The organism is Collinsella sp. LCP21S3_A9 (assembly GCF_052118785.1).
GTDB lineage: Bacteria > Actinomycetota > Coriobacteriia > Coriobacteriales > Coriobacteriaceae > Collinsella.
In genome coordinates, this window is record NZ_JBQKGN010000003.1 from 34,569 (window position 1) to 55,681 (window position 21,113).

The 21,113-nt window shown below is 59.3% G+C and carries 16 protein-coding genes and 1 tRNA gene; 8 read left to right on the forward strand and 9 right to left on the reverse strand.

From position 1 onward, the window contains the following. Positions 1-24: 24 nt before the first annotated feature. Positions 25-1,230 (forward strand): galactokinase, encoded by a 1,206-nt coding sequence (locus tag ACTQ05_RS01730; protein ID WP_441063004.1) that lies wholly within the window; start codon positions 25-27, stop codon positions 1,228-1,230. After that, positions 1,221-2,849 (forward strand): UDP-glucose--hexose-1-phosphate uridylyltransferase, encoded by a 1,629-nt coding sequence (locus ACTQ05_RS01735; protein ID WP_441063003.1) that lies wholly within the window; start codon positions 1,221-1,223, stop codon positions 2,847-2,849. Before ACTQ05_RS01730 ends, ACTQ05_RS01735 begins: the two co-directional genes overlap by 10 nt. A 277-nt stretch (positions 2,850-3,126) precedes the next feature. Here the strand turns inward: ACTQ05_RS01735 and ACTQ05_RS01740 are convergent, their stop codons facing one another. The 7 genes from ACTQ05_RS01740 to ACTQ05_RS01770 form a co-directional block, all read right to left on the reverse strand. After that, complete coding sequence (locus tag ACTQ05_RS01740) at positions 3,127-4,062, reverse strand: hexose kinase (RefSeq protein WP_441063002.1); 936 nt, start codon at positions 4,060-4,062, stop codon at positions 3,127-3,129. Positions 4,063-4,118: 56 nt separating this feature from the next. After that, positions 4,119-5,000, reverse strand: a complete 882-nt coding sequence (locus tag ACTQ05_RS01745; protein ID WP_441063001.1) for an aldose 1-epimerase family protein — start codon at positions 4,998-5,000, stop codon at positions 4,119-4,121. 378 nt (positions 5,001-5,378) lie between these two features. Beyond that, positions 5,379-5,903 (reverse strand): galactose-6-phosphate isomerase subunit LacB, encoded by a 525-nt coding sequence (gene lacB, locus ACTQ05_RS01750; RefSeq protein WP_006234831.1) that lies wholly within the window; start codon positions 5,901-5,903, stop codon positions 5,379-5,381. 63 nt (positions 5,904-5,966) lie between these two features. Next, complete coding sequence (gene lacA, locus ACTQ05_RS01755; protein ID WP_006234830.1) at positions 5,967-6,395, reverse strand: galactose-6-phosphate isomerase subunit LacA; 429 nt, start codon at positions 6,393-6,395, stop codon at positions 5,967-5,969. A gap of 310 nt (positions 6,396-6,705) precedes the next feature. Further along, positions 6,706-7,716: a hypothetical protein gene (locus ACTQ05_RS01760; protein WP_441063000.1), complete on the reverse strand. Its 1,011-nt coding sequence runs from the start codon at positions 7,714-7,716 to the stop codon at positions 6,706-6,708. A 411-nt stretch (positions 7,717-8,127) separates the two neighbouring features. After that, entirely contained in the window at positions 8,128-8,466 is a 339-nt protein-coding gene (locus ACTQ05_RS01765) for a PTS lactose/cellobiose transporter subunit IIA (protein ID WP_055252615.1), read from the reverse strand. Positions 8,467-8,680: 214 nt separating this feature from the next. After that, a complete protein-coding gene (locus ACTQ05_RS01770; RefSeq protein WP_427718989.1) occupies positions 8,681-9,685 on the reverse strand; it encodes a LacI family DNA-binding transcriptional regulator in 1,005 nt (334 codons plus the stop codon). A gap of 357 nt (positions 9,686-10,042) precedes the next feature. Here ACTQ05_RS01770 and ACTQ05_RS01775 point away from each other — a divergent pair, with 357 nt between their 5' ends. Both ACTQ05_RS01775 and lacG (ACTQ05_RS01780) read left to right on the forward strand, forming a co-directional pair. After that, positions 10,043-11,818 carry a PTS lactose transporter subunit IIBC gene (locus tag ACTQ05_RS01775; protein ID WP_427718986.1) on the forward strand — a complete coding sequence of 592 codons (1,776 nt, stop codon included), beginning with the start codon at positions 10,043-10,045 and terminating at the stop codon, positions 11,816-11,818. 66 nt (positions 11,819-11,884) lie between these two features. After that, positions 11,885-13,324 carry a 6-phospho-beta-galactosidase gene (gene lacG, locus ACTQ05_RS01780; protein ID WP_154514977.1) on the forward strand — a complete coding sequence of 480 codons (1,440 nt, stop codon included), beginning with the start codon at positions 11,885-11,887 and terminating at the stop codon, positions 13,322-13,324. A gap of 358 nt (positions 13,325-13,682) precedes the next feature. Here lacG (ACTQ05_RS01780) and ACTQ05_RS01785 read toward each other — a convergent pair whose 3' ends face one another. After that, positions 13,683-14,684 (reverse strand): LacI family DNA-binding transcriptional regulator, encoded by a 1,002-nt coding sequence (locus ACTQ05_RS01785; protein ID WP_441062999.1) that lies wholly within the window; start codon positions 14,682-14,684, stop codon positions 13,683-13,685. Positions 14,685-14,968: 284 nt separating this feature from the next. On the opposite strand from ACTQ05_RS01785, the gene ACTQ05_RS01790 reads away from it, so the two are divergent. Both ACTQ05_RS01790 and lacG (ACTQ05_RS01795) read left to right on the forward strand, forming a co-directional pair. Next, positions 14,969-16,747 (forward strand): PTS lactose transporter subunit IIBC, encoded by a 1,779-nt coding sequence (locus ACTQ05_RS01790; protein ID WP_441062998.1) that lies wholly within the window; start codon positions 14,969-14,971, stop codon positions 16,745-16,747. A gap of 75 nt (positions 16,748-16,822) precedes the next feature. Continuing rightward, positions 16,823-18,244 carry a 6-phospho-beta-galactosidase gene (lacG, locus tag ACTQ05_RS01795; protein ID WP_260699522.1) on the forward strand — a complete coding sequence of 474 codons (1,422 nt, stop codon included), beginning with the start codon at positions 16,823-16,825 and terminating at the stop codon, positions 18,242-18,244. Between the two features lie 513 nt (positions 18,245-18,757). Here lacG (ACTQ05_RS01795) and ACTQ05_RS01800 read toward each other — a convergent pair. Next, positions 18,758-19,522, reverse strand: coding sequence for a DeoR/GlpR family DNA-binding transcription regulator (locus ACTQ05_RS01800; RefSeq protein ID WP_441040854.1), 765 nt, complete (start codon positions 19,520-19,522; stop codon positions 18,758-18,760). Positions 19,523-19,728: 206 nt separating this feature from the next. Here ACTQ05_RS01800 and ACTQ05_RS01805 point away from each other — a divergent pair, with 206 nt between their 5' ends. Then, positions 19,729-20,781 (forward strand): aldose epimerase family protein, encoded by a 1,053-nt coding sequence (locus ACTQ05_RS01805; protein WP_441062997.1) that lies wholly within the window; start codon positions 19,729-19,731, stop codon positions 20,779-20,781. A gap of 206 nt (positions 20,782-20,987) precedes the next feature. Further along, positions 20,988-21,063 (forward strand) — tRNA-Thr (locus tag ACTQ05_RS01810). Positions 21,064-21,113 lie beyond the last annotated feature (50 nt).

The window sequence follows — 21,113 nt, forward strand, 5'->3', positions numbered from 1 at the left end:
GTGCGCGCCAAGGAAAGGACTCCCATGACCACCCCCGACGAAAAGACACTCACCATGCTCACCAGACTGTTTGAGGAGGAGTTTGGCCCCATCGGCGACCGCCAGGTGCTCTACGTGCACGCACCCGGCCGTTCTGAGATCAGCGGCAATCACACCGATCACGAGGGCGGCCATGTTATCGCCGGCTCGCTCGATGTCGCCGTTGACGGTATCGCCGTGGCAACCGACTCCAACAAGATCCGCGTCGCCGACGAGGGCTATCCTACCTTTGAGATCACGCTCGACACGCTGGATATTCAGGAGTCCGAGAAGGGCACGTCCGCGAGCCTCGTCCGCGGTATGGCCCACGAAATCGCCGCTCTGGGCGTTGAGCCCCAGGGCTTCGACTTCGCCTTCACCTGCTCCGTTCCCTCGGGCGGCGGTCTTTCGAGCTCCGCTGCTGTCGAGGCGGCGTACGGTCGTGCCATGGAGGCGCTCTGGGGCGCACCCGCCATCGAGCCCGTCGCGCTCGCCCAGATGAGCCAGCGCACCGAGAACAACTATTACGGCAAGCCCTGCGGTCTTATGGACCAGGCCGCCGTGTGCCTGGGCGGCCTTGCCTACATGGACTTTGAGGACCAGGCTCAGCCTAAAACCCAGAAGCTCGAACTCAACTTTGAGGATCACGGCTATGCGCTCGTGCTCGTTAAGGTTGGCGCCGACCATGTGGCAGCTACCGACGACTACGCCGCCGTTCCGCGCGAGATGCAGGACGTCGCCGCCGAGTTTGGCAAGACGCGCCTGTGCGAGGTAAACGTGGCGGATTTTGACGCCAAGCTCCCTGAGCTACGCGCCAAGCTGGGCGACCGTGCCTGCCTGCGCGCCGTTCACTACTGGTACGAGAACGGCCTGGTCGATAAGCGCTGGGCAGCCCTTAGCGCCGGCGACATCGACCAGTTCCTGGTCCTGACGCGCGAGTCCGGTGCCAGCTCCGCCATGTACCTGCAGAATGTCGTCGCCAAACTGGGCTCCGAGCAACCTTCCATGTATGCCTTGGCGCTGGCCGAGCATGTGCTCGACGGCCGCGGCGCCGTCCGCATCCACGGTGGCGGCTTTGGTGGCACCATCCAGGCCTTCGTGCCGCTCGACCTGGTCGGCACCTTCATCACCAAGATGAACGGCTGGCTGGGCGAGGGCTCTGCCCGCCACTACGCAATTTCTGACAAGGGGGCTTACGCAGCATGGCTGTAATGACTGATGTGCGCGAGGCCGCGCAGGGCCTGATTGAGTATGCCATCCATCGATCCATGATCGGACAGGATGACCGCATCTGGGCCTACAACACCATTCTCGAGTGCATCGGCGCCACGGGTCCCGCGCTCGACATGGCTTGGGCGATGCAGAACGAGAAGCTCTCGCTCTTGCACCCCGATACGCTCCCCAATTTTGACCTGGAGGGCACGCTTGCCGCGCTTTCCGAGGACGCCGTTGCCAACGGCGCTGCCGAGGACACGGCGTCGGGCCGCGACCGCATCGCCATGCGCATCATGGGCGCGCTCATGCCGAGGCCTTCGGTTGTAAACGAGGAGTTCAACGGACGCATGGGCGTCAACGAGCCCCGCGCCGCGACCGACTGGTTCTATGGTCTGTGCTGTGACGCCGGTTACGTGCGCCGCGCCGCCATCGCGCGCAATATCAAATGGAGCACCCCCACCAACTGGGGCGACCTGGAAATCACCATTAACCTGTCGAAGCCCGAGAAGGACCCGCGCGACATTGCCGCGGCCGGCGCCGCAAAGAACACGGGCGAGAAGTATCCCGCCTGTCAACTGTGCATCGAGAACGAGGGCTACCCTGGACGCTCCGCCGCAGCCGACGGCGGCGCCCATCCCGCTCGCCAGAACCTGCGCGTTATCCCCATCCAGCTCGACGGCGAGCGCTGGGGCTTCCAGTACAGCCCGTACGCGTACTTTAACGAGCACTGCATCGCTATGAGCGCCGAGCATCGCCCGATGCACGTCGACCGTAAGGGACTGACCTGCCTGCTCGATTTTGTGGACCTGTTCCCGCACTACTTTATTGGCTCCAACGCCGACCTGCCCATCGTGGGCGGCTCGATTCTGTCGCACGACCACTTCCAGGGCGGCGCGCACGAGTTCCCCATGATGCATGCCGCCGAGGTCTCGCAGTTTAACGTGCCCGGCTTTGACCAGGTCAGCGGCACCGTGTTGCAGTGGCCGCTTTCGGTGCTGAGACTGCGCTCGCACGACCGCGCCCAGCTGCTCGACGCCGCCGAGAAGATTATCCTCGCCTGGCGCGAGTGGACCGATGAGTCTGTGGGCGTCATCGCGCACACAGCCGACGGCGTGGCGCATAACACTGTGACGCCCGTCATCCGCCGCGTCGACTCTCGCGGCAATGCCGGCGGCGAGATCTACGAGGCCTACCTGGCGCTTCGCTGCAACATCACAACCGACGAGCATCCGCTGGGCGTATTTCACCCGCATGCCGAGTACCACCATATTAAGAAGGAGAACATCGGCTTGATCGAGGTCATGGGCCTGGCCATTTTGCCGCCGCGCTTGGTTCCCGAGCTCGGCGCTGTCCGCGAGCACTTGCTGGCAGCCAAGGCCGATGTCAGTTACGACCTTGCCGGCGCGCTCGAGGGCGACGACCTTTGCCGCAGCCACGCCGCATGGGCCGAGGACGTCTTTGCCCGCCGCGCCGACGAGCTTACGGCGGATAGCGCCATCGACATCCTGCATGAGGAGGTCGGCATGGTGTTTGGCCACGTGCTCGACAACGCCGGCGTCTTTAAATGGGACGAAGCCGGTCGCGCCGCCCAGCAGCGCTTTATCGACTCGCTGTAGAGAACGGGTCCGAACGTTCAACAGCAGCCCGCACGACATAGCCACCTATACGACAACGGCGCCTGCCGGCAATATCGCCGGCGGGCGCCGCTTTTGGTGCAAGGGCAGCTAATTTGGGACGGGGCTATTTTGACTACTTTGCATCTAGAAGTAGTCAAAATAGCCCCGTCCCAAATTAGCTGCCTCTCATGAGAGTGGAAAATCTCCCACTCTAAGCCCGCTTGCGAGCCCAAAATGGGAGATTATCCACTCTCGTTTTGTTCGGTACGCCGTAACTCTAAAGTTCGGTTACCTCTACGCTGTTGTAGACCTCGTCCCAGCGGTCCATGATCAGGTGGCCGGTCTTGGGATCCATGGCGTTGAGCTTGCCGCAGGTATTGGCGGTCTTGAGCACCGTGACGTCGTCGGCGCCAGCAGCAATGGCATGCGCAAAACCGGCGATGGTCGAGTCACCGGAACCCGTCGCGTTCACAGCCGCAATCGCGGGCGTCTTGGCGCGGAACGCGCGGCCCTCATGGAATCCTACCGAACCGGCAGCGCCCATCGAGACAACGACCCAGGGAATACCAGCAAAGCGGCCATCGGCGGCAAGCGCCTCGCGCAGGGCATCGACATCATCGGTCGTAAAGGACGTACCCAGCAGGCCGTTAATCTCGGTCAGGTTGGGCTTTACGAGCTCGGGCTTAGCGTCGGACTCCAGCGCGGCCTCCAGCGATGCACCCGAGGTGTCGAGTAGCACCTTGGCGCCCGCCTCTTCGGCGATCTTGACGAGCTCGGCATAGTAGCCGGCATCGATGCCGCGCGGCAGCGAGCCCGAAAGCGTCACAACGTCCGCCTTCGCTGCAAGCTCGGCGAACTTGGCCGTAAAGGCCTCGAGCTCGGCCGGGGCGATCTGCGGGCCGCTCTCCAAAAGCTCGGTCTGATTACCCTCGTGCAGAATATTCAGGCAAATGCGCGTCTCGCCGGCAATGGGTACAAAGTCGTTCTTGACGCCGTCGGCATCCATAAGCTCGGCCATATAGGCACCCATGTGACCGCCAAGCAGGCCAGTCGCGAGCACGTCGTCGCCCAGCTGCAGCAGCACACGGCTCACGTTGAGGCCCTTGCCGCCAGCGGTCTTTTCGGGCGTCACCCGGTTAACATCGTCGATGACCAGCTTATCGAGCTGATAGCGCGTATCAATCGACGGGTTCATGGTAACAGTCAGAATCATATTGAACTCCTGTTTCCGGGGCACGACACGCGCGGCCCCAAACATACGATAGCTCGTTAAAGGATCTCGATCTCAAAGCCGCGGGTAACGGTCTCCCCCGGCTTGGCCACCAGGCAGCCACGCTTGTGCTCCAGAATATCGTCCTCGTCGGAGCAGGTGGACAGACCACCCCACGGTTCCACGGCCACAAAGTCGCCCTCGGGCTTGCTCCACACAATCAGGTATGGCATATCGGGGAACGTCAGACGCACGCCCTTGTCCTCGGTTTTCTTGGTAAGCGTAACCACGCGGCTCTCGAGCACGTCAAAGATGGTCTCTGCGAAGTCAAAGAGTTCGTGGGTCAGCGGCAGGTCATGGCCAACCATCGGGTTCTTGCTGCGATGCTCAACATCAATCAGGCCCGTCGAGGGAACGGCAGTACAGAGCTCGGTGGCCTCGCGCTGCTCAAAACGAAGCTCGTAGTCGTCATAGGACTCGCCCTCGTCAAGCGGGCACTTAAAGCCAGGGTGACCGCCCACAAAGAACGGCATGTCCTCGGTGCCCTCATTGGTCACCTCGTACGACACGGCCACCTTCTCCGCATCGATCGTGTAACGAGCAACGATCTTAAACGGATACGGGTACTGCTCGAGCAACTCGGCATGGTCGGCAGAGCTTAGGCTCAGCGCAACCATGTTGTCGCTCTGCTCCTCGAGTTTCCACTCCTGTTTGCGCGCAAAGCCGTGGCGGGCGAGCTTAACCTCGCGGCCGCCCATGGTCATTGCGTGACCGTCGCGAAGGCCGCCGCAGATTGGGAAGCAAATGGGTGCCTGGCCCGACCAGACTGCCGGATCACCCTGCCACAGGTACTCACGGCCGTTGGCCGCAATAGAAGTGAACGACCCGCCCGCCGTGCTCAGTGCCACGCGGATAGAACCGTTATCAAGAACAAACTCCATAGGAGCCTTCCCTTTCTTACGACAGCCCACCAAGTCAATAGGGCTGATAGAAAACCGGCCCGCGCCCCCTCACAGAAACGCGAGCCGTCAATTGAAAAGCTGCAGAATGCCGGGTACCGCCAAGAGCGAAGCACTCAAGCCAAGCAAGCAAACGTGTTATCGGAGCAGCTTACCGAACCAGAAAGCTTCGCAACAACAGCGGTAACCCTGCAGGTACCCCCAACGTCAGCGAGCGGCGCTCAGGTGCCCCAGGTCGCCGCGAAAGAGGAGCGACGCGTACTTCATGTACGCGAGCGACGGTTTGAGCGACGAGATGGGGTGCCTGAGCGCCGCGCAGCGTCGACCCGTTACGCGGTTTGGTAAAACCGCGTAACCCCACTAGTCGTGGTATTCTCCGCGGTCCCACTTCTCGAGGAACTCATCAAAAAAGTGCGGGTCGGCCTGAGCCTCGGCGTCGGCCTTATTGCAAGCATCGATCTTGGCGATCAGGGCATCGTGCTCGGGGGTCTTCTCGTAGGGCTCCTCCAGGAAGGCAAGCATGATATCGGCCATCAGGAACTCACCGGTGATCTTGCCACCAAAGCCCACGATGTTGGCGTTGAGCTCGCGACGGGCATACAGGGCAGAGGTCATGTCGCGAACCAGGGCGCAGCGGGCGCCGGGAACCTTGTTGACGGCGTTGGTGATGCCGATGCCGGTGCCGCACAGGGCCACGCCAAAGTCGGCCTTGCCGCTGGCAACAGCCTCGCCCACGGCCTTGCCGTAGATGGGATAGTGCGTACGGGTGTGGCTGTAGGTGCCGCAGTCGAGCACCTTGTAGCCAGCCTGCTCCAGGCGGTCGGCCAGATAGATCTTCTCGTCCGTAACGATATGGTCGCAACCGATTGCGATGGTCTTCTTCATCAGAACGTCCTTTCGTCTGAATTCACAAGTTGAGGTAGAAGTTCGAGTTCTCGGTGGCTCTCGTTAGGCCATCTTGTTGAGCATGTCGACACGGATCTGGTGACGGCCGCCGGCGTACTGGGCACGCAGGAACTCGCGGGCGATCTTCTTGGCGACCTCGGTTCCCACAACGCCCGGGCCCATGGTGACCATGCGCGAGCCGTTGTGCTCGCGGGTCATGTAGGCGGAACGCTCGTCGGAAATGTTAGCGACGACCATGCCCTTGATCTTGACGGCGGCCATATAGGAGCCGACACCGTACTTATCGAATGCGAAGCCCTGGGAATCCTTGTGCTCCAGCAGGTCCTTGGCAACGGCGGTAGCGGAATCGACAAAGTCCGCGGCAGGGGTCTCGGAATAGTCGACGACCTCGTGACCATCGGCGATGAGCATCTCCTTGATGGACTCCTTCATCGACATACCGTCGGCATCGGAAGCGATTACAACCCTCATGACATCCTCCTTGAGAGATACGCAGGTGCGTTGTTTCTGTTTGGAAGTGTTGAATCTCGTTCAGGTCCGGGCATCTGAATGTGCGATTCTTCACTGTTCATGTTTATTTGAACACATTCGAACAGTAACTGCAACAACTTTTTGTTTATCTTTGTTCTTTTTTGAACAAATACCGTTCACGGATGATTGCTGACCGTTTGGACCGGGCGCGGGCGTAGCGACCATGTGTTCAACAAACAAAAGGGCGGCCGAGAACGTGTCTCGGCCGCCCTTCGGCGGTATGCCACGGTATATACAGCTGTTTTAGCTACTAGGACTGCCCGCCCTTCTTGGCATGCTTGGACGGAGTGCCCAGAAAGCGGCCCGTCAAATAATTCGTCGGCCCGGAAATATCAATCCCCAGCAGTGTGTGCCCCAGCCACAAAAACGCCGCGAGCACCAGCAATGGGATAACGCACGAGGTCACTATCATCACGATGACACCTTCGATCAGATCGGTCACCTGCTGCACAATCTCATCGGTCATCTGCTTGGCGCCGCTGGTCACCGTCGTGACAAGACCCGAGGCACCGTCGGCAAGCTGTTCAAGCACGTTCTTGGACTCTGCGGACTCAGTCTTTTTCTTGTTTGCTTTGGAGCTATCGCTATCTGCCGCACTCGCAGCGTCAGTCGCCTTTTGCTCGGCCGCCTCGATGCTCACTCGATACGTTTCATCAACCTTCTGCGACACCCATACGCTCGCGGGCACCAACACCATGCTAATGATGGCGACCACCAGCACACGCGTTGCCACGCGACGAATGACCGTGCTCGTGCTCCAGCGTCCGTGAATGCCAAGCGACGCTGCAAAGAGCACTAGCGCAAACGGGATCAGGATGCCCAGGCCAACCGACCACAAAATCGTGAGTAAATATTTCTCTAGGTATAGCACGGCAAGCACGATACCAAGATTACCCGAAAGCTGTGCGAGCTGCTCGGCAACCGGCGTTCCCGTATCGCCCGGCAGCGCAGTGATACCCGCAGATAGGGCGACGCACGAGGTCGTGAGCGCCAATACATTGCCCTTCTTTTGATCGATGACCTCGATGGTGGAGTCCCAAGTCTTGGTATCGGCAAAATGCGGACGAGCCACAAACCCCGACAGCAGCGCCAGTACCACAAGCGCAACGATGAGGCCAATCTGCAGTTTTTTGTTTGCGCACACGACATCGGATAGGCTGGGCTGCAGCTCGGTCACCGTTGTTTGCTCGGTTATCTGGACAGGACGCCCATGAGCCATCTCGCCCGCGTCTCTCTTTTGAATCGATCCGTTGTCCGGCATTTGGATACCTCCTCATTCCGGCCTGTATTGCGGATGGAAGTATACCCACCCAGCGAAAAACCGAACGGGAGGAGGCGCAACGGGCTGCCGCATGACCCGCTTGCCACGAAATGGGCCCATCTACTACGTTTAACTGCCCATCCCCGACCATGCCCCGTGGCGTAAAAACAAAACCACAGGTAGAACGCTTGCAGTTTTTCATGAAACGCGGGTATGGACGGGGGTATCGGGTTAAACGTAGTAGATGGGCCATTTTCGTGGCGACGCTGCCAACCGATCCCCTGGGGACGGAGGAGAACGGATCATTTTGGGCCGTCAGCCCCTATTTCACCGCAACTTGGAGGAGGACAGAAAAAGCCCTGCTGCGGGTAGCGGCAGGACTTTTGGAAGGGGCTTGGTTGTGAGGGCTCGTTAGGCGAGCTTGGCCTCGAGCTCGGCGATGCGCTTGTAGGCATCGATGGTAAAGCGGGCCTGCTTCTCCAAGATCATAGTGGTCATGAGAGTGTCCTGAGCGTGAGCCATGATGAAGGTCATCTCCATCTCGCCGCCGCCGGCCTCCTGCGAAAGCAGCTTGGTCTGCGTGTCGTGGGCGCCGATAAGTGCATCGCTGGCATCCTTGTGCAGCTGTTCGGCCTTCTCAAAGTCACCCTCGCGAGCAGCATCGAGCGCTGCAAGCAGATCGGTCTGGGCGTCACCTGCGTATGCGACAATCTCGAATCCAACCATCGAGATTTCTTCTTTGGTTGCCATATTGCGTTCCTTTCACATATGAACCAACGGAGAGCATCGCGTCCGGGCATCCGCGCTGCGCTGTGTATGACAGAAACAATAACATTCAAACAAAAAAGAACAATACAAAACGTAATTTCGAGCTATGAACGGTCAATTTTTGCCCGTGAACGGTTTCCAAACCATTTCGAACAATATCAAACATGATTAACGGAAACCCAAACAGGACCGCGCCCTAACGCAAATCGTGCACCGTATCGCCCTCTACGAGCACGCCGGGGATCAGCATGTGCTCCACGCCAGACGCAACTCCCTCGGCGCCGGCGATCTTGTCGACTGCCCACATGCCGACACGCTTGTTGTCAAAGCGCACGGTGGTCAGGCGACGATCGGGCACGATGTCGCCCAGACTATCATCAACCCCCACCACGCTCACGTCCTCGGGCACACGCCTTCCGCGCGACTCGAGTCCGCGAATGCAGCCGTAGGCCATGGCGTCATTGGAGGCATAGATGGCAGTACAGGTCGGATCGTCCGCCAGAGCCTGGCCTGCGGCATATCCACTCCGCGCCGTCCAGTCGCCACGGATGAGTCGCGGCAGCTCAATACCATGCGCACGCAATGTCTCGCGCCAGCCCTCCTCGCGCTGCATGCCCGAAAGCGAGCGTTCGGGACACGAGATAAAGTGCACGGTCTTGTGCCCCTGCCCCAGCAAGTACTCGACAACCTGGCGCGAACAATCGAACTGATCGTTATCGACCGTCGAGCACAGCGGGTGCTCCAGCATGGTAACGAGCACCGTCTGCATACCAGGCAGCGGCTCAAAGGTGCCAAAGTCCGCCGGCATGCGATTCATGATCACAACCATGCCATCCACCGGCAGTGCGCTCATGCGCGACGATGCGCTCTCGAGAGTATAGGGATGTCCATCTACTTTAGTGAGGGTAATGGCGTAGCCGTGCTTATCGGCGGCGGCGGCAAAGCCCTCCATACGGTCGAGGTTGCCGGTACCGGTAATGTTGAACATGGCGACGCCGACGGTCTTAAACTTGCCGCGGCGCAGCGATCGACCGGCAAAATTGGGGCGATACCCCAGCTCGCGCATGGCGGCACGCACGCGCTCCTTGGTCTCGGGGCGCACGCTGGGTGAATCGTGGACGGTGCGCGAGACCGTCTGTTCTGAGACGCCCGCGAGGAGCGCCACATCCTTAACGGAAACCGATTTTTTAACAGCGGCCATAGGTCGATCTTTCTATGTCAACGATGCCATTGGTGGCACCCTACGCAGTCAAATGAAACATCTTCAAGTATATCTAACGCCTCCCCCACCATACGCTCACCACCCAAAACCTACCGTTCACCGACATTTTTGCTTCCCCGAACGGCTTTTATCGCCCAAATGTTAACGTTGCCATTGTGCAAACACAGAGCCACCGGGCGGCTCAAACGTTTACGCGCAAGAAATCGACGGTCCGCAGGCACAGGGGCCATCGGTTCGCATCTTATTTTGTGTCACAAAATGGCAACGTCAGCATTTTGGCAACCAAACGTCAAAAGCTACCATCGTTGCTAACCCACCGACTCTTAGGAGCTTTGCATGGAGCAACTCATCGCCACCATCGAAAAGGGCCAGCCCTTTTTCAACGCGATCGCCCGCAACAAGTACCTCAAGGCGATCCGCGACGGTTTTATCTCCGTCATCCCCATCATCATCTTCTCGTCCATCTTCTGCCTGGTAGCCTCGGTCCCCAACATCTGGGGTTTCTACTGGCCCGATGACATCAACAACGCCCTGTGGAAGTGCTACAACTACTCCATGGGCATCCTGGCCATCGCCTGCGCCGCTACCACGGCCAAGCATTTCGCCGACGCCCAGAACCGCGATCTGCCCAAGAATAACCAGATCAACTTTATCTCGTGCATGTGCGCGGCCATCATCGGCTTCTTGCTCCTTTCGAGCGACACCATCGCCACGGATGCCGCCAGTGGCTTCAACACCACCTACCTTGGTTCCAAGGGCCTACTGACCGCCTTCATCGCTGCGTTTGTGACCGGCATCATTTACAAGTTCTTTATCAAGCGCAACATCACCGTCAAGATGCCCGAGCAGGTTCCGCCCAACATCTCGCAGACCTTTAAGGACATCATCCCCTTCTCCGTCTGCATCACCGTCTTTTGGGTCTTTGACATCGTCTTCCGCGCTGCCTTTGGCTTCTGCTTTGCCCAGGGCGTCATCCAGGTGTTCCAGCCCCTGTTCACCGCTGCCGACGGCTACATCGGCCTTGCTGTGATTTACGGCGCCATGAGCCTGTTCTGGTTCGTGGGCGTCCACGGCCCCTCGATCGTCGAGCCCGCCATCGCCGCCGCCCTCGTTTCCAACATGACCGACAACCTGGCTGCGTTCCAGGCCGGCCAGCACGCTTCCGCTGTCCTGACCCAGGGTGCCCAGTACTTCGTCGTCTGCATGGGCGGCACCGGCGCCACGCTCGTCCTGGTCTTTATGTTCTGCTTCCTGGCCAAGTCCCAGGAGATGCGCGCTGTCGGTAAGGCCGCCATCGTCCCCGTGTGCTTTGCCGTCAACGAGCCGCTGCTGTTCGCCGCGCCTATCGTGCTCAACCCCGTCTTCTTTGTCCCGTTTGTCTTTGCCCCGATCGCCAACATCTGGATCCTCAAGATCTTTATCGACTTCTTGGGCATGAACGGCTTTATGTACACCCTGCCTTGGACCGTCCCCGGCCCCATCGGCACCATCATGGGCCTGGGCTTCCAGCCGCTCGCCTTTGTGATGCTCGCCCTTATCCTGGTCGTCGACTTCGTTCTGTACTATCCGTTCTTCCGTGCCTATGACGCCCAGAAGTGCGCCGAGGAGGCCGAGATTTCCCAGGAGGAGCTCGCCGCCAAGAACGCCGAGAAGGCCGCCAAGCTCAACGATGCCTTCCAGGGCAAGGCCGATGCCAAGAGCGTTGCCGCCGGCGCTGCTGCCGAGGCCGTGGAAGCCGGCGCTCCCGCCGCTTCCGCAGCACCCGCTGCCGAGGCAACGGCCACCAGCGACCTCAACGGCAAACGCGTGCTCGTGCTCTGCCAGGGTGGCGGTACCTCGGGCCTGCTCGCCAACGCGCTGGCCAAGGCCGCCAAGGAGCGCGGCATCAATCTTGAAACCGCTGCCGAGGCCTATGGCAACCACGTGGACATGCTCCCCGACTTCGATCTGGTCGTCCTGGCCCCGCAAGCCGCAAGCTACCTGGCCGACCTGCAGAAGGACTGCGAGCGCGTGGGCAACAAGTGCGTCGCCTGCCGCGGTAAGCAGTACATTGAGCTTTCCCAGAACGGCGATAAGTCTCTCGCCTTCGTAAGCGAGCAACTCTCGAAGTAAGTAACGCACAGGGCCAGCCGACCATCCAAGACCGGCTGGCCCTTCGATTTAGACGATTGGATCATCATGTCCGTTAACCCTGCTAGCGTCACCAACCCGCCTGCGCAGTTTCCCGAGGACTTTGTCTTTGGCGGCGCCACTGCTGCCTACCAGGTAGAGGGCGAGACCCGCACCCACGGTAAAGGCAAGGTTGCCTGGGACGACTTCCTGGAGGCCCAGGGGCGCTTTTCCCCCGATCCCGCTTCGGACTTCTACAACCAGTACCCCGTCGATCTGGAGCTGTGCGAGGAGTTCGGCATCAACGGCATTCGCCTCTCCATTGCCTGGAGCCGCATCTTCCCCAACGGCACCGGCGAGATCAACCCCGAGGGCGTGCAGTTCTACCACGATCTCTTCGCCGAGTGCCACAAGCACCACGTTGAGCCGTTTGTCACGCTGCATCACTTCGACACGCCGCTTGCCCTCTTTGAGAAGGGCGACTTCCTCAACCGCGAGACCATCGATGCCTTTGTGGACTTTGCCACCTTCTGCTTTAAGGAGTACGCCGACCAGGTGACCTACTGGTTCACCTTTAACGAGATCTGGGCCGATGCCTCCAACACCTACATCGAGGGCACCTTCCCCGGCGGCGTCAAGGCGCATCTGGCCGAGGCTTTCCAGTGCGAGCACAACATGATGCTCGCCCACGCCAAGGCCGTACTGGCCTTCCACAACGGCGGTTTTAAGGGCAAAATCGGCGTCATTCAGTCGTTGGAGTTTAAGTATCCGCTCAACGAGAACGACCCCGCCGACATCAAAGCCGCCAACAACGAGCACGTGTTGCAGAACCAGTTCTTGCTCGACGCCACCTTCCGCGGCGACTACGCGCCCGACACCCTCGAGTGCGCCAACCGTCTGGCTGCCGTCTCGGGCGGCACCATCGAGATCCTGGACGAGGACCTCGAGATTATGCGCGAGGCCGCGCTCTACAACGACTACCTGGGCGTCAACAACTACCAGTGCCGCTTCTTGAAGGCTTACGACGGCGAGAACGACCTGCACCACAACGGTACGGGCGAGAAGGGCACCGGCCGCTGGCGCGTTAAGGGTATTGGCGAGCACGTGAACAAGCCTGGCATCCCCACCACCGACTGGGACTGGATCATCTATCCCGAGGGCCTGTTCGATCTGCTCGTCTACATTAAGCAGCGCTACCCCAACTACAAGCAGATCTTCATTACAGAAAACGGCATGGGCTACAAGGACCCCTACAAGGACGGTTTTGTGGACGACCAGCCGCGCATCGACTACATCGAGCAGCACTTGCGCTGGCTGCTCAAGGCCATGGAGGTGGGCGTCAACGTGGGCGGCTACTTCCTGTGGAGTCTGCAGGATCAGTTCTCCTGGACCAATGGTTACAACAAGCGCTATGGCTTCTTCTACGTTGACTTTGAAACCCAGAAGCGCACGCCCAAGGCAAGCGCCTACTGGTACAAGCACGTGGCGCAGACCCGTCGTCTGGACTAGCAGCTGGCGACCAGCGGAATTGCCCCGCTCACATAACCTGTCCCCATTTCTCAGCCGGGGGTGGCACGTCACACGGCGCGCCGCCCCCGGCCTTTTGTTTTTGTTCGGCTGGGGGGGCCGTTTGTCTCGATCTGTAACATCTAGCCGAGTTTTTGGTCCCTAGCTGTTACAAATCAAGACAAACCGGGAAGACGGGGCCGAATTGTCTAAATCTGTAACACTAAAACCGGTTTTGGACGTCTGGTTGTTACAGATTGAGATAAACGCACAGGACAATCCTCTCAATCTCGATCTGTAACATCTAGCCAAGTATTTCGGTCCTAACTGTTACAGATTGAGATGAACGAGCCAAGCACGTCTACGCCCGCAGGTCCTTCACGCTGGAACGCTCGACCAACACGCCCGAGACGAGCGTACGGCTTCTGGAGCTCGGGGCTTCCAGACCTGCGACGACCTCGTTAAGCGCACGGATGCCCAGCTCGCGGTGGCGAAACTTCACCGACGTCAGAATCGAGTTGGGGATCGTCTTGTAGAGCTCATCGTCGAAGCCGATCACGGACACGTCGTCGGGCACACTGAGCCCTTTGTCACGCAGGGCCATCATCACGCCGTTTGCCATGCAGTCGTTAGCAGCGAGGACCGCCGTGCAATCGGGCTTATCGGCAAGCACAAGGCCCGCGGCATAGCCACTATCCGCATTCCAATCGCCTTGCAGAGGCTCGGGCGGCTCAATGCCACGCGCCTCGAGTGCCGCACGCCAACCTTTCATACGGCACTGGCTCGACAGCGACTCTTTCTTACCAGAGACGAAGTACACGTTTTTATGCCCGTGATTCAAGAAGTATTCGCACGCCATGCGCGCACCACCCTCTTGATCGTCACTAACGGTAGAGCAGGTAGGATGTTCCATCGGCGTGATAATCACCGTCTTGAGGTCTTTCGGCGCCTCAAAGGTATCAAAGTCATCGACCATTTGACGCAGGTTGAAGATCATGCCGTCGACGGGAAGCTGCGACATCCTACGCGCCGCTTCGGCAAGGGTCATCTTCTCCCCCGCCCGCTTTTTGATCATCGTGAGAGCAAAGCCTCGCTCTTCGGCGGCATCGGCGATACCGTCAATCATGTCCACGGCGCCGCCCGACAAGTGGAACAGCACGACGCCGATGCACCCGTAACGGCCCAACTTGAGTGAACGCGCGGCAAAGTTCGCCCGGAACCCAAGCGCCTCCATGGCAGCATGGACCCTATCGCGCGTCGACTCGCGCACGCTATCGGGATCGTTGATCACGCGCGACACCGTCTTGAGAGAAACACCCGCGGCAATCGCCACATCGTTCATCGAGACGTTTTTCTTGTCCATCGTTGCCACTGCTTCTCCACTCGGTTCTCTATCGCTTGTTTTTTGCGTTCTAGCATACACTACCTGCCTGACTGATAAATCAGCCGTTTATCGGACAATATCGACCGTTCACCCGTAAATCCTTGTTGCTCTTCCAAAAATGTCTTACGTTGTCATTAACGAAATGACAACGTTGTCATTTCACAATGCCTTCCTTAAGCAGGAAGGTTTCCGGGCAGTCCTGACCATCCATCGACGACCAGTTCCATCCACATGCATCGCGCATCAAGTAACAAAGGAGCTTTATGGACGCCATCGTAAAGATGCTCGAAAAGCATCAGCCGTTCTTTGAGAAGATCTCGAGAAACATCTACCTCCAGGCCATCAAGGACGGATTCCTTGGGTGCATGCCCATTGTCCTCACCTCTTCGATCTTCCTGTTGATTGCCACCCTTCCCGGCGTAGTTGGCATCACGCTGCCCCAGCCGCTCATCGACTGGTGCAATAAGCTGTACAACTTCACCATGGGCGTCATGGGCATCATGGTCGCCGGCACCACCGCCAAGAACTTTACGGCTTCCATGAACCGTCGCATGCCCGCCGGCAAGGTGCTCAACGACGGTTCCACCATGGTTGCCGCCCAGTGCAGCATGCTTTTGCTCGCCGTTACGCAGTTCACCACCAAGCTCGACGGCTCCGAGCTTTCGGTCTTCGATTGCACCAGCATGGGCACGCGCGGTCTGTTCTCGGCCTATATCGCCGCGTTCATTACCGTGTGGGTCTATAAATTCTGCGTCTCGCGCGATTTGACCATTAAGCTGCCCAAGGAAGTCCCGGGCGCCATCGCTCAGAACTTCCGCGACATCATCCCCTTTGGCGGCGCCGTCATCATCTGCGGCATCATCGATGTCGTCGTGCGCAACCTCATGGGCGTTCCGTTCTCCGAGCTGCTTATCAAACTGCTCTCCCCGCTCTTTACCGCTGCAGAAACCTATCCTGGCCTTATCCTTATCCAGGCAGCCACCGCGTTCTTCTGGTTCATCGGTGTCCATGGTCCTTCGATTGTCCAGCCGGGCATCGACCCCATCCGTCTTGCCAACCAGGCCGAGAACCTGCAGGTTCTGCTGGCCGGTGGTCACCCCGCCCATTCCCTCACCTTCAACATGTCGCTCGTGGGTGAGTTCGGCGGCACCGGCGCCACGTTCATCGTGCCGCTTCTGCTGATTCTCTTCATGAAGTCCAAGCAGCTCAAAGCCGTCGGTAAGGCTTCGATTGTTCCTGTTGCCTTCGCCGTCAACGAACCGCTGCTCTTTGGCGCGCCGATGATCCTTAACCCCTACATGCTCATCCCCTTTGTTGCCGCCGGCTGCGTCAACGTGAGTGTTGCCAAGTTCTTTATCGATAACGTGGGCATGAACGGCTTCTCCTTCGTGGTGCCTTGGGCTACCCCCGCCCCCATCGGCATCTTCATCACCACGAACTTCCAGCTTATCGCCCTGGTATTTGTCGCGATCATCATCTTGCTGGACGCCATCATCTACCTGCCGTTCTTGAAGGCATACGATAAGCTGCTCTGCGACCAGGAGGCCGAACGCGCCGCCGAGCTGGGTCTCGAGTCCGATGGCGCTGCCACCATCGCCGCCAGCACCTCTGCGCCCGCTGTCGAGCAGACCACCGCTTCCGTCGAGCCGACCGCCGCTGCCGCCGACAGCAAGCCTGTCGCCGATCAGCCCGAGCCCGCCTCCGACGCATCCGCTAAGAAGGATGTCGATGGCCTGAAGGTCCTCGTCCTGTGCGCCGGCGCTGGCACCTCTGCCATGCTTGCCAACGCCATCAAGGAAGGTGCCGCGCAGACCGGAGAGAACATCGCTTCCTCCGCGGGCGCCTATGGTCAGCACACTGCCATCATGGATCAGTACGACGTTATCGTGCTTGCCCCGCAGGTTCGTAGCTACTACAACGACATGAAGGCCGACACCGATCGCCTGGGCATTAAGCTTCTCGCCCCGCGCGGTAAGGAATATATCGACCTTACTCGCGACCCCGCTGGCGCCATCAAGTGGCTCCGCGAGAACCTCGACTAGTTCCTCCCTCTGTTGGTGCCCGGATCCCCAGTTCGGGCACCTCTCCCTATTCGTATCCCGCAGAAAGGATGCCTCATGACCAACCCCATGCAGTTCCCCGACGGCTTTGTGTTTGGCGGCGCCACCGCCGCTTACCAGGTTGAGGGCGAGACCCGCACGCACGGCAAGGGCAAAGTGCCCTGGGACGATTTCCTAGCTGCCCAGGGTCGCTTCTCCCCCGATCCTGCAAGCGACTTCTACAACAAATATCCGGTCGATATCGACCTGTGCCAGCGCTTCGGCATCAACGGTATCCGCGTCTCCATCGCTTGGAGCCGCATCTTCCCCAACGGCACTGGCGAGATCAACCCCGAGGGTGTCGCCTTCTACCACGAGCTCTTTGCCACCTGCAATAAAGCCGGCGTTATCCCCTATGTCACGCTCGATCACTTTGATACGCCCGAGGCCTTTTACCAGAACGGCGGCGAAGGCTTCCTGACGCGCACGACGATCGACGCCTTTGTCGAGTACGCCAAGTTCTGCTTTGCCGAGTTCACCGAGGTCAAGCACTGGTTTACCTTTAACGAGATTCCCGCGACCGCCGAGGGCAGCTTTATCGTCGGCAACTGGCCGCACGGCGAGAAGTATCGCCTAGACAAGGCCTTCCAGCTTATGCACAACATGATGGTGGCCCACGCCAAGGCTGTCGTCGCCTTCCATGAGGGCGGCTTTGAGGGCGAGATCGGCATTGTCCAGAACCTAGAGCCCAAGTATCCCCTCGACCCCAACAACGCCGCCGACTGCGAGGCAGCTCGCATGGCCGACGTCATCAACAACCGCTGGGTACTCGACGCCACCTTCCGCGGCCACTATGCAGCCGACACCATGGAAGCCGCAACCAAGCTGGCCCATATCGCCGGCGGCGAGCTCGACGTCCGCGACGAGGACATCGCCGCGCTGACCGCCGCGCTCCCCTACAACGATTGCCTGGGCGTCAACACCTACAAGTGCCAGTTCCTGCGTGCTGCCGAGGGCGAAAACGACATCAACCACAATGGCACCGGCGACAAGGGCTCCTCGCGCTGGTTCCTCAAGGGCGTGGGCGAGTCGTGCGTGCGCGAAGGCGTACCCACCACCGATTGGGACTGGATTATCTATCCCGAGGGCCTGTACGACCTGCTGCTGCGCATTAAGAACGATTACCCCAACTACAAGAAGATCTACATCACCGAGAACGGCATGGGCTATAAGGACGACTTCGAGGATGGCTTTATCGACGACGCCCCTCGTATCGACTACATGCGCCAGCATCTCGCGTGGATCCTCAAGGCGATCGACGGCGGCGTGAACGTCGACGGCTACTTTGTGTGGTCGCTGCAGGACCAGTTCTCCTGGACCAACGGCTACAACAAGCGCTACGGCCTGTTCTACATCGACTTTGAGACCCAGAAGCGCTATCCCAAGGCGAGCGCGTACTGGTACAAGAACGTCGCGGAGACCGGCCTGCTCATGGCCTAACTTTTGCCGCATACCCCCTGTCGGCCGCATACGAATCCCTCCACGGGTTCGTATGCGGCCTCTTTTGTTTTGGCTCGGCCCGAGCAGGTCGTTTATCTCGATTTGTAACATCTAGCCGAATATTTCGGCCCTAGCTGTTACAGATCAAGACAAACAGAACGCCCGAGCAGAAATATCTCAATCTGTAACATCTAACTCGCTTTTAACCGTCTAACTGTTACAGATCAAGACAAAGGTGATGGCTGGATAGACAAAATCTCGATCTGTAACACCTAGTCGAGTTTTTAGGTCCTAGCTGTTACAGATTGAGACAAACGGGATAGGCCGGGCCAAAAATCTCAATCTGTAACATCTGGTTGGTGACTTCACCCCTACCTGTTACAGGTTGAGACAATTTGATGGCGAAGTCCCCATTTGCGCGTCATATCGCGTAGCGCTGACGCGCCGATTCCCCACAATGACAGGGGGGCAAAAGTCCTCACACAGTGCTTGCTAGCAATCCTGCAGCGCTAGCTAGCAAATGACCTGCGTATGCTCCTCGATGGCGGCGCGATCCTCGACCGAGATACCCGGCTCGCACACCACGGCATCCAGGCTGTCCAGACGGCAGAAGGTGTAGAAGTCGCGCTTGCCGATCTTGCTGGAGTCGGCGATCAGATAGCGCGAGTCTGCCTTGCTAAAGGCGAGCTGCTGGATGCGGCCCTCTTCCATGTTAGACGTAGACACGTCGCCGTCCAAAATGCCGTTTGCGCCGATAAAGGCTGCATCGATCCCCAGTGCGCGCAAGGTATCCTCGGCCGTTGGTCCCACAAAAGCGGCGGTGCGGCGACGATACATGCCGCCCACGAGGCACAGGTCGCAGTCTTCGCGCGCCTCGAGCAGGTTAAACACCGAAAGCGAGTTGGTCACAATGCGCAGGCGGCACGCCGGCAGCATCGATGCCATCTGCTCAACCGTGGTGCCCGTACCCAAAAAGATGGTCGAACCTTCCTCGATAAGCTCCACGGCGCGGCGCGCAATCTGCAGCTTTTCCTCGGCATGCTTGGTGCGCTTTTCGCTGTGCGAGTACTCGTGGCGCAACATAGCGTGGGGACGACCCTGCGCACTGCGGGCGCCGCCGTGCACGCGCTCGATCTCGCCCAGGCTCGCAAGCTCCTCAAGATCACGGCGGATCGTCATATCCGAGACGCCCAGTGCATCCGAAATCTCCTTGACCGAGACCGTGCCCTGCTCCTCGAGCAGCTGACGAACCTTATCCTGTCGCTCCGCTTTAATCACGATGAATCCTCGCCGTTCTTTGTGCGCATATCATTCAAACAGTAACGAACAAATTGTATCAGACTCGCGCGCGTCAAAAATGAACGCCCGCACGGCTCCAATCATCACTTTTTTGAGAAAAATACCCCCTGCTTTAGTGGGATGTAGTGATAATCTCACCTGTTCGCGCTACAGTTTGTCGGAAATACCTCGATGTTAGGAACCAAATGATCACTTCTGAGCTTTTCGGCACCGCGCCGTGCGGTACCCCCGTTCATCGTTACACCCTCAACGGGCCCGAGACCTGCGTTCGCATTATGGACTATGGCGCCACCGTGCTGGGTATCGATGTGCCCGACATTCCCGGCAACGTGCGCGATGTGGTGCTGGGCTTCGATAAGCTCGAGGATTACTTTGACAACCCCGCCTGCTTTGGCGCGACCATCGGCCCCGTGGCAAACCGCACTGCGGGCGCAACGATCACCATCGACGGTACGGACTGGCATATGCCCGCCAACGAGGGCGCCAACAACCTGCACAGCGATCTTGAACACGGCCTGCACAAGCGCGTGTGGGATGTTGAGCTCGACGAGGCCCACAACGCCGTGCGCATGACCACCTCACTTGAGGATGGCGAGTTGGGCCTGCCCGGCAACCGCACCTTTACGGCCGTGTTTACCGTGACGCACACCGGCCGCTTCCGTATCGAATATGGCTGCGAGAGCGACCGCGCCACGTACGTGTCCATGACCAACCACACGTACTTTAACCTTGCCGGCCATAACGCCGGTATGGACTGCGAGCACTTCTTTGTTGCCAACGCCGCACACTACCTGCCCATTGACGACCAGAACATTCCTACTGGCGAGATTGCTCCGGTCGAGGGAACACCGTTTGATTTTCGCGAGTTACGCCCCGTCGCGCCTGGCATGGAGGCCGACCATCCGCAGATTAAGCAGGCACGCGGCTACGATCACTGCCTGTGCATTGGCGGCTATCAGTACGGCCGCAATTTGCGCCGTGCCCTGCACGTCGAGGAGATGTGGACCGGCCGTGAGCTGGACTACTACACCACCGCCCCGGGCGTGCAGCTCTATACCGGCAACTGGCTAGGCGATGAGCACGCCAAGGACGATGCCAACTACGGCTGGGGCGCCGGCTTTGCCCTCGAGGCCGAGATGTACCCCGACACGCCGCACCGCCCGCTGTTCCCCCAGGGCATCGTGGGCCCGGGTCATCCCTACAGCAATGTGATCGAATACCACTTTATGAGGCACTAAGCTCATAACGCAACATATCGCACAGCAGCGCCCGCCGGCACACCGCCGACGGGCGTTTTTCTACCTAGTTGTAGGCAACCAGGCACATCCCGGCTTGAATGATTAGTGCATTTAACGTGAGAAAAGCTGTCAGAACACTTGCGCGGATTTGCGATGTCCCGTATCATAGACAGCCGTTGACGCCTCAGCTGCGTCACCACATGGCCGCCAGCGTAGCTCAGTTGGTAGAGCACCGCTCTCGTAAAGCGGGGGTCACCGGTTCGAGCCCGGTCGCTGGCTCCATTGCATTAGTGCAGCTCAGAAGCATAGTTGCTTCTGAGCTTTTTTGTTTT

Coding starts and splice junctions, on each gene's coding strand:
- lacG (WP_154514977.1), top strand. CDS start 11,885: ATGTCCGTTAACCCTGCTAGCGTCACCAACCCGCCTGCGCAGTTTCCC.
- lacA (WP_006234830.1), bottom strand. CDS start 6,395: ATGAGGGTTGTAATCGCTTCCGATGCCGACGGTATGTCGATGAAGGAG.
- ACTQ05_RS01760 (WP_441063000.1), bottom strand. CDS start 7,716: ATGCCGGACAACGGATCGATTCAAAAGAGAGACGCGGGCGAGATGGCT.
- ACTQ05_RS01785 (WP_441062999.1), bottom strand. CDS start 14,684: ATGGACAAGAAAAACGTCTCGATGAACGATGTGGCGATTGCCGCGGGT.
- lacB (WP_006234831.1), bottom strand. CDS start 5,903: ATGAAGAAGACCATCGCAATCGGTTGCGACCATATCGTTACGGACGAG.
- ACTQ05_RS01730 (WP_441063004.1), top strand. CDS start 25: ATGACCACCCCCGACGAAAAGACACTCACCATGCTCACCAGACTGTTT.
- ACTQ05_RS01790 (WP_441062998.1), top strand. CDS start 14,969: ATGGACGCCATCGTAAAGATGCTCGAAAAGCATCAGCCGTTCTTTGAG.
- ACTQ05_RS01745 (WP_441063001.1), bottom strand. CDS start 5,000: ATGGAGTTTGTTCTTGATAACGGTTCTATCCGCGTGGCACTGAGCACG.
- ACTQ05_RS01740 (WP_441063002.1), bottom strand. CDS start 4,062: ATGATTCTGACTGTTACCATGAACCCGTCGATTGATACGCGCTATCAG.
- ACTQ05_RS01735 (WP_441063003.1), top strand. CDS start 1,221: ATGGCTGTAATGACTGATGTGCGCGAGGCCGCGCAGGGCCTGATTGAG.
- ACTQ05_RS01770 (WP_427718989.1), bottom strand. CDS start 9,685: ATGGCCGCTGTTAAAAAATCGGTTTCCGTTAAGGATGTGGCGCTCCTC.
- ACTQ05_RS01805 (WP_441062997.1), top strand. CDS start 19,729: ATGATCACTTCTGAGCTTTTCGGCACCGCGCCGTGCGGTACCCCCGTT.
- ACTQ05_RS01775 (WP_427718986.1), top strand. CDS start 10,043: ATGGAGCAACTCATCGCCACCATCGAAAAGGGCCAGCCCTTTTTCAAC.
- lacG (WP_260699522.1), top strand. CDS start 16,823: ATGACCAACCCCATGCAGTTCCCCGACGGCTTTGTGTTTGGCGGCGCC.
- ACTQ05_RS01765 (WP_055252615.1), bottom strand. CDS start 8,466: ATGGCAACCAAAGAAGAAATCTCGATGGTTGGATTCGAGATTGTCGCA.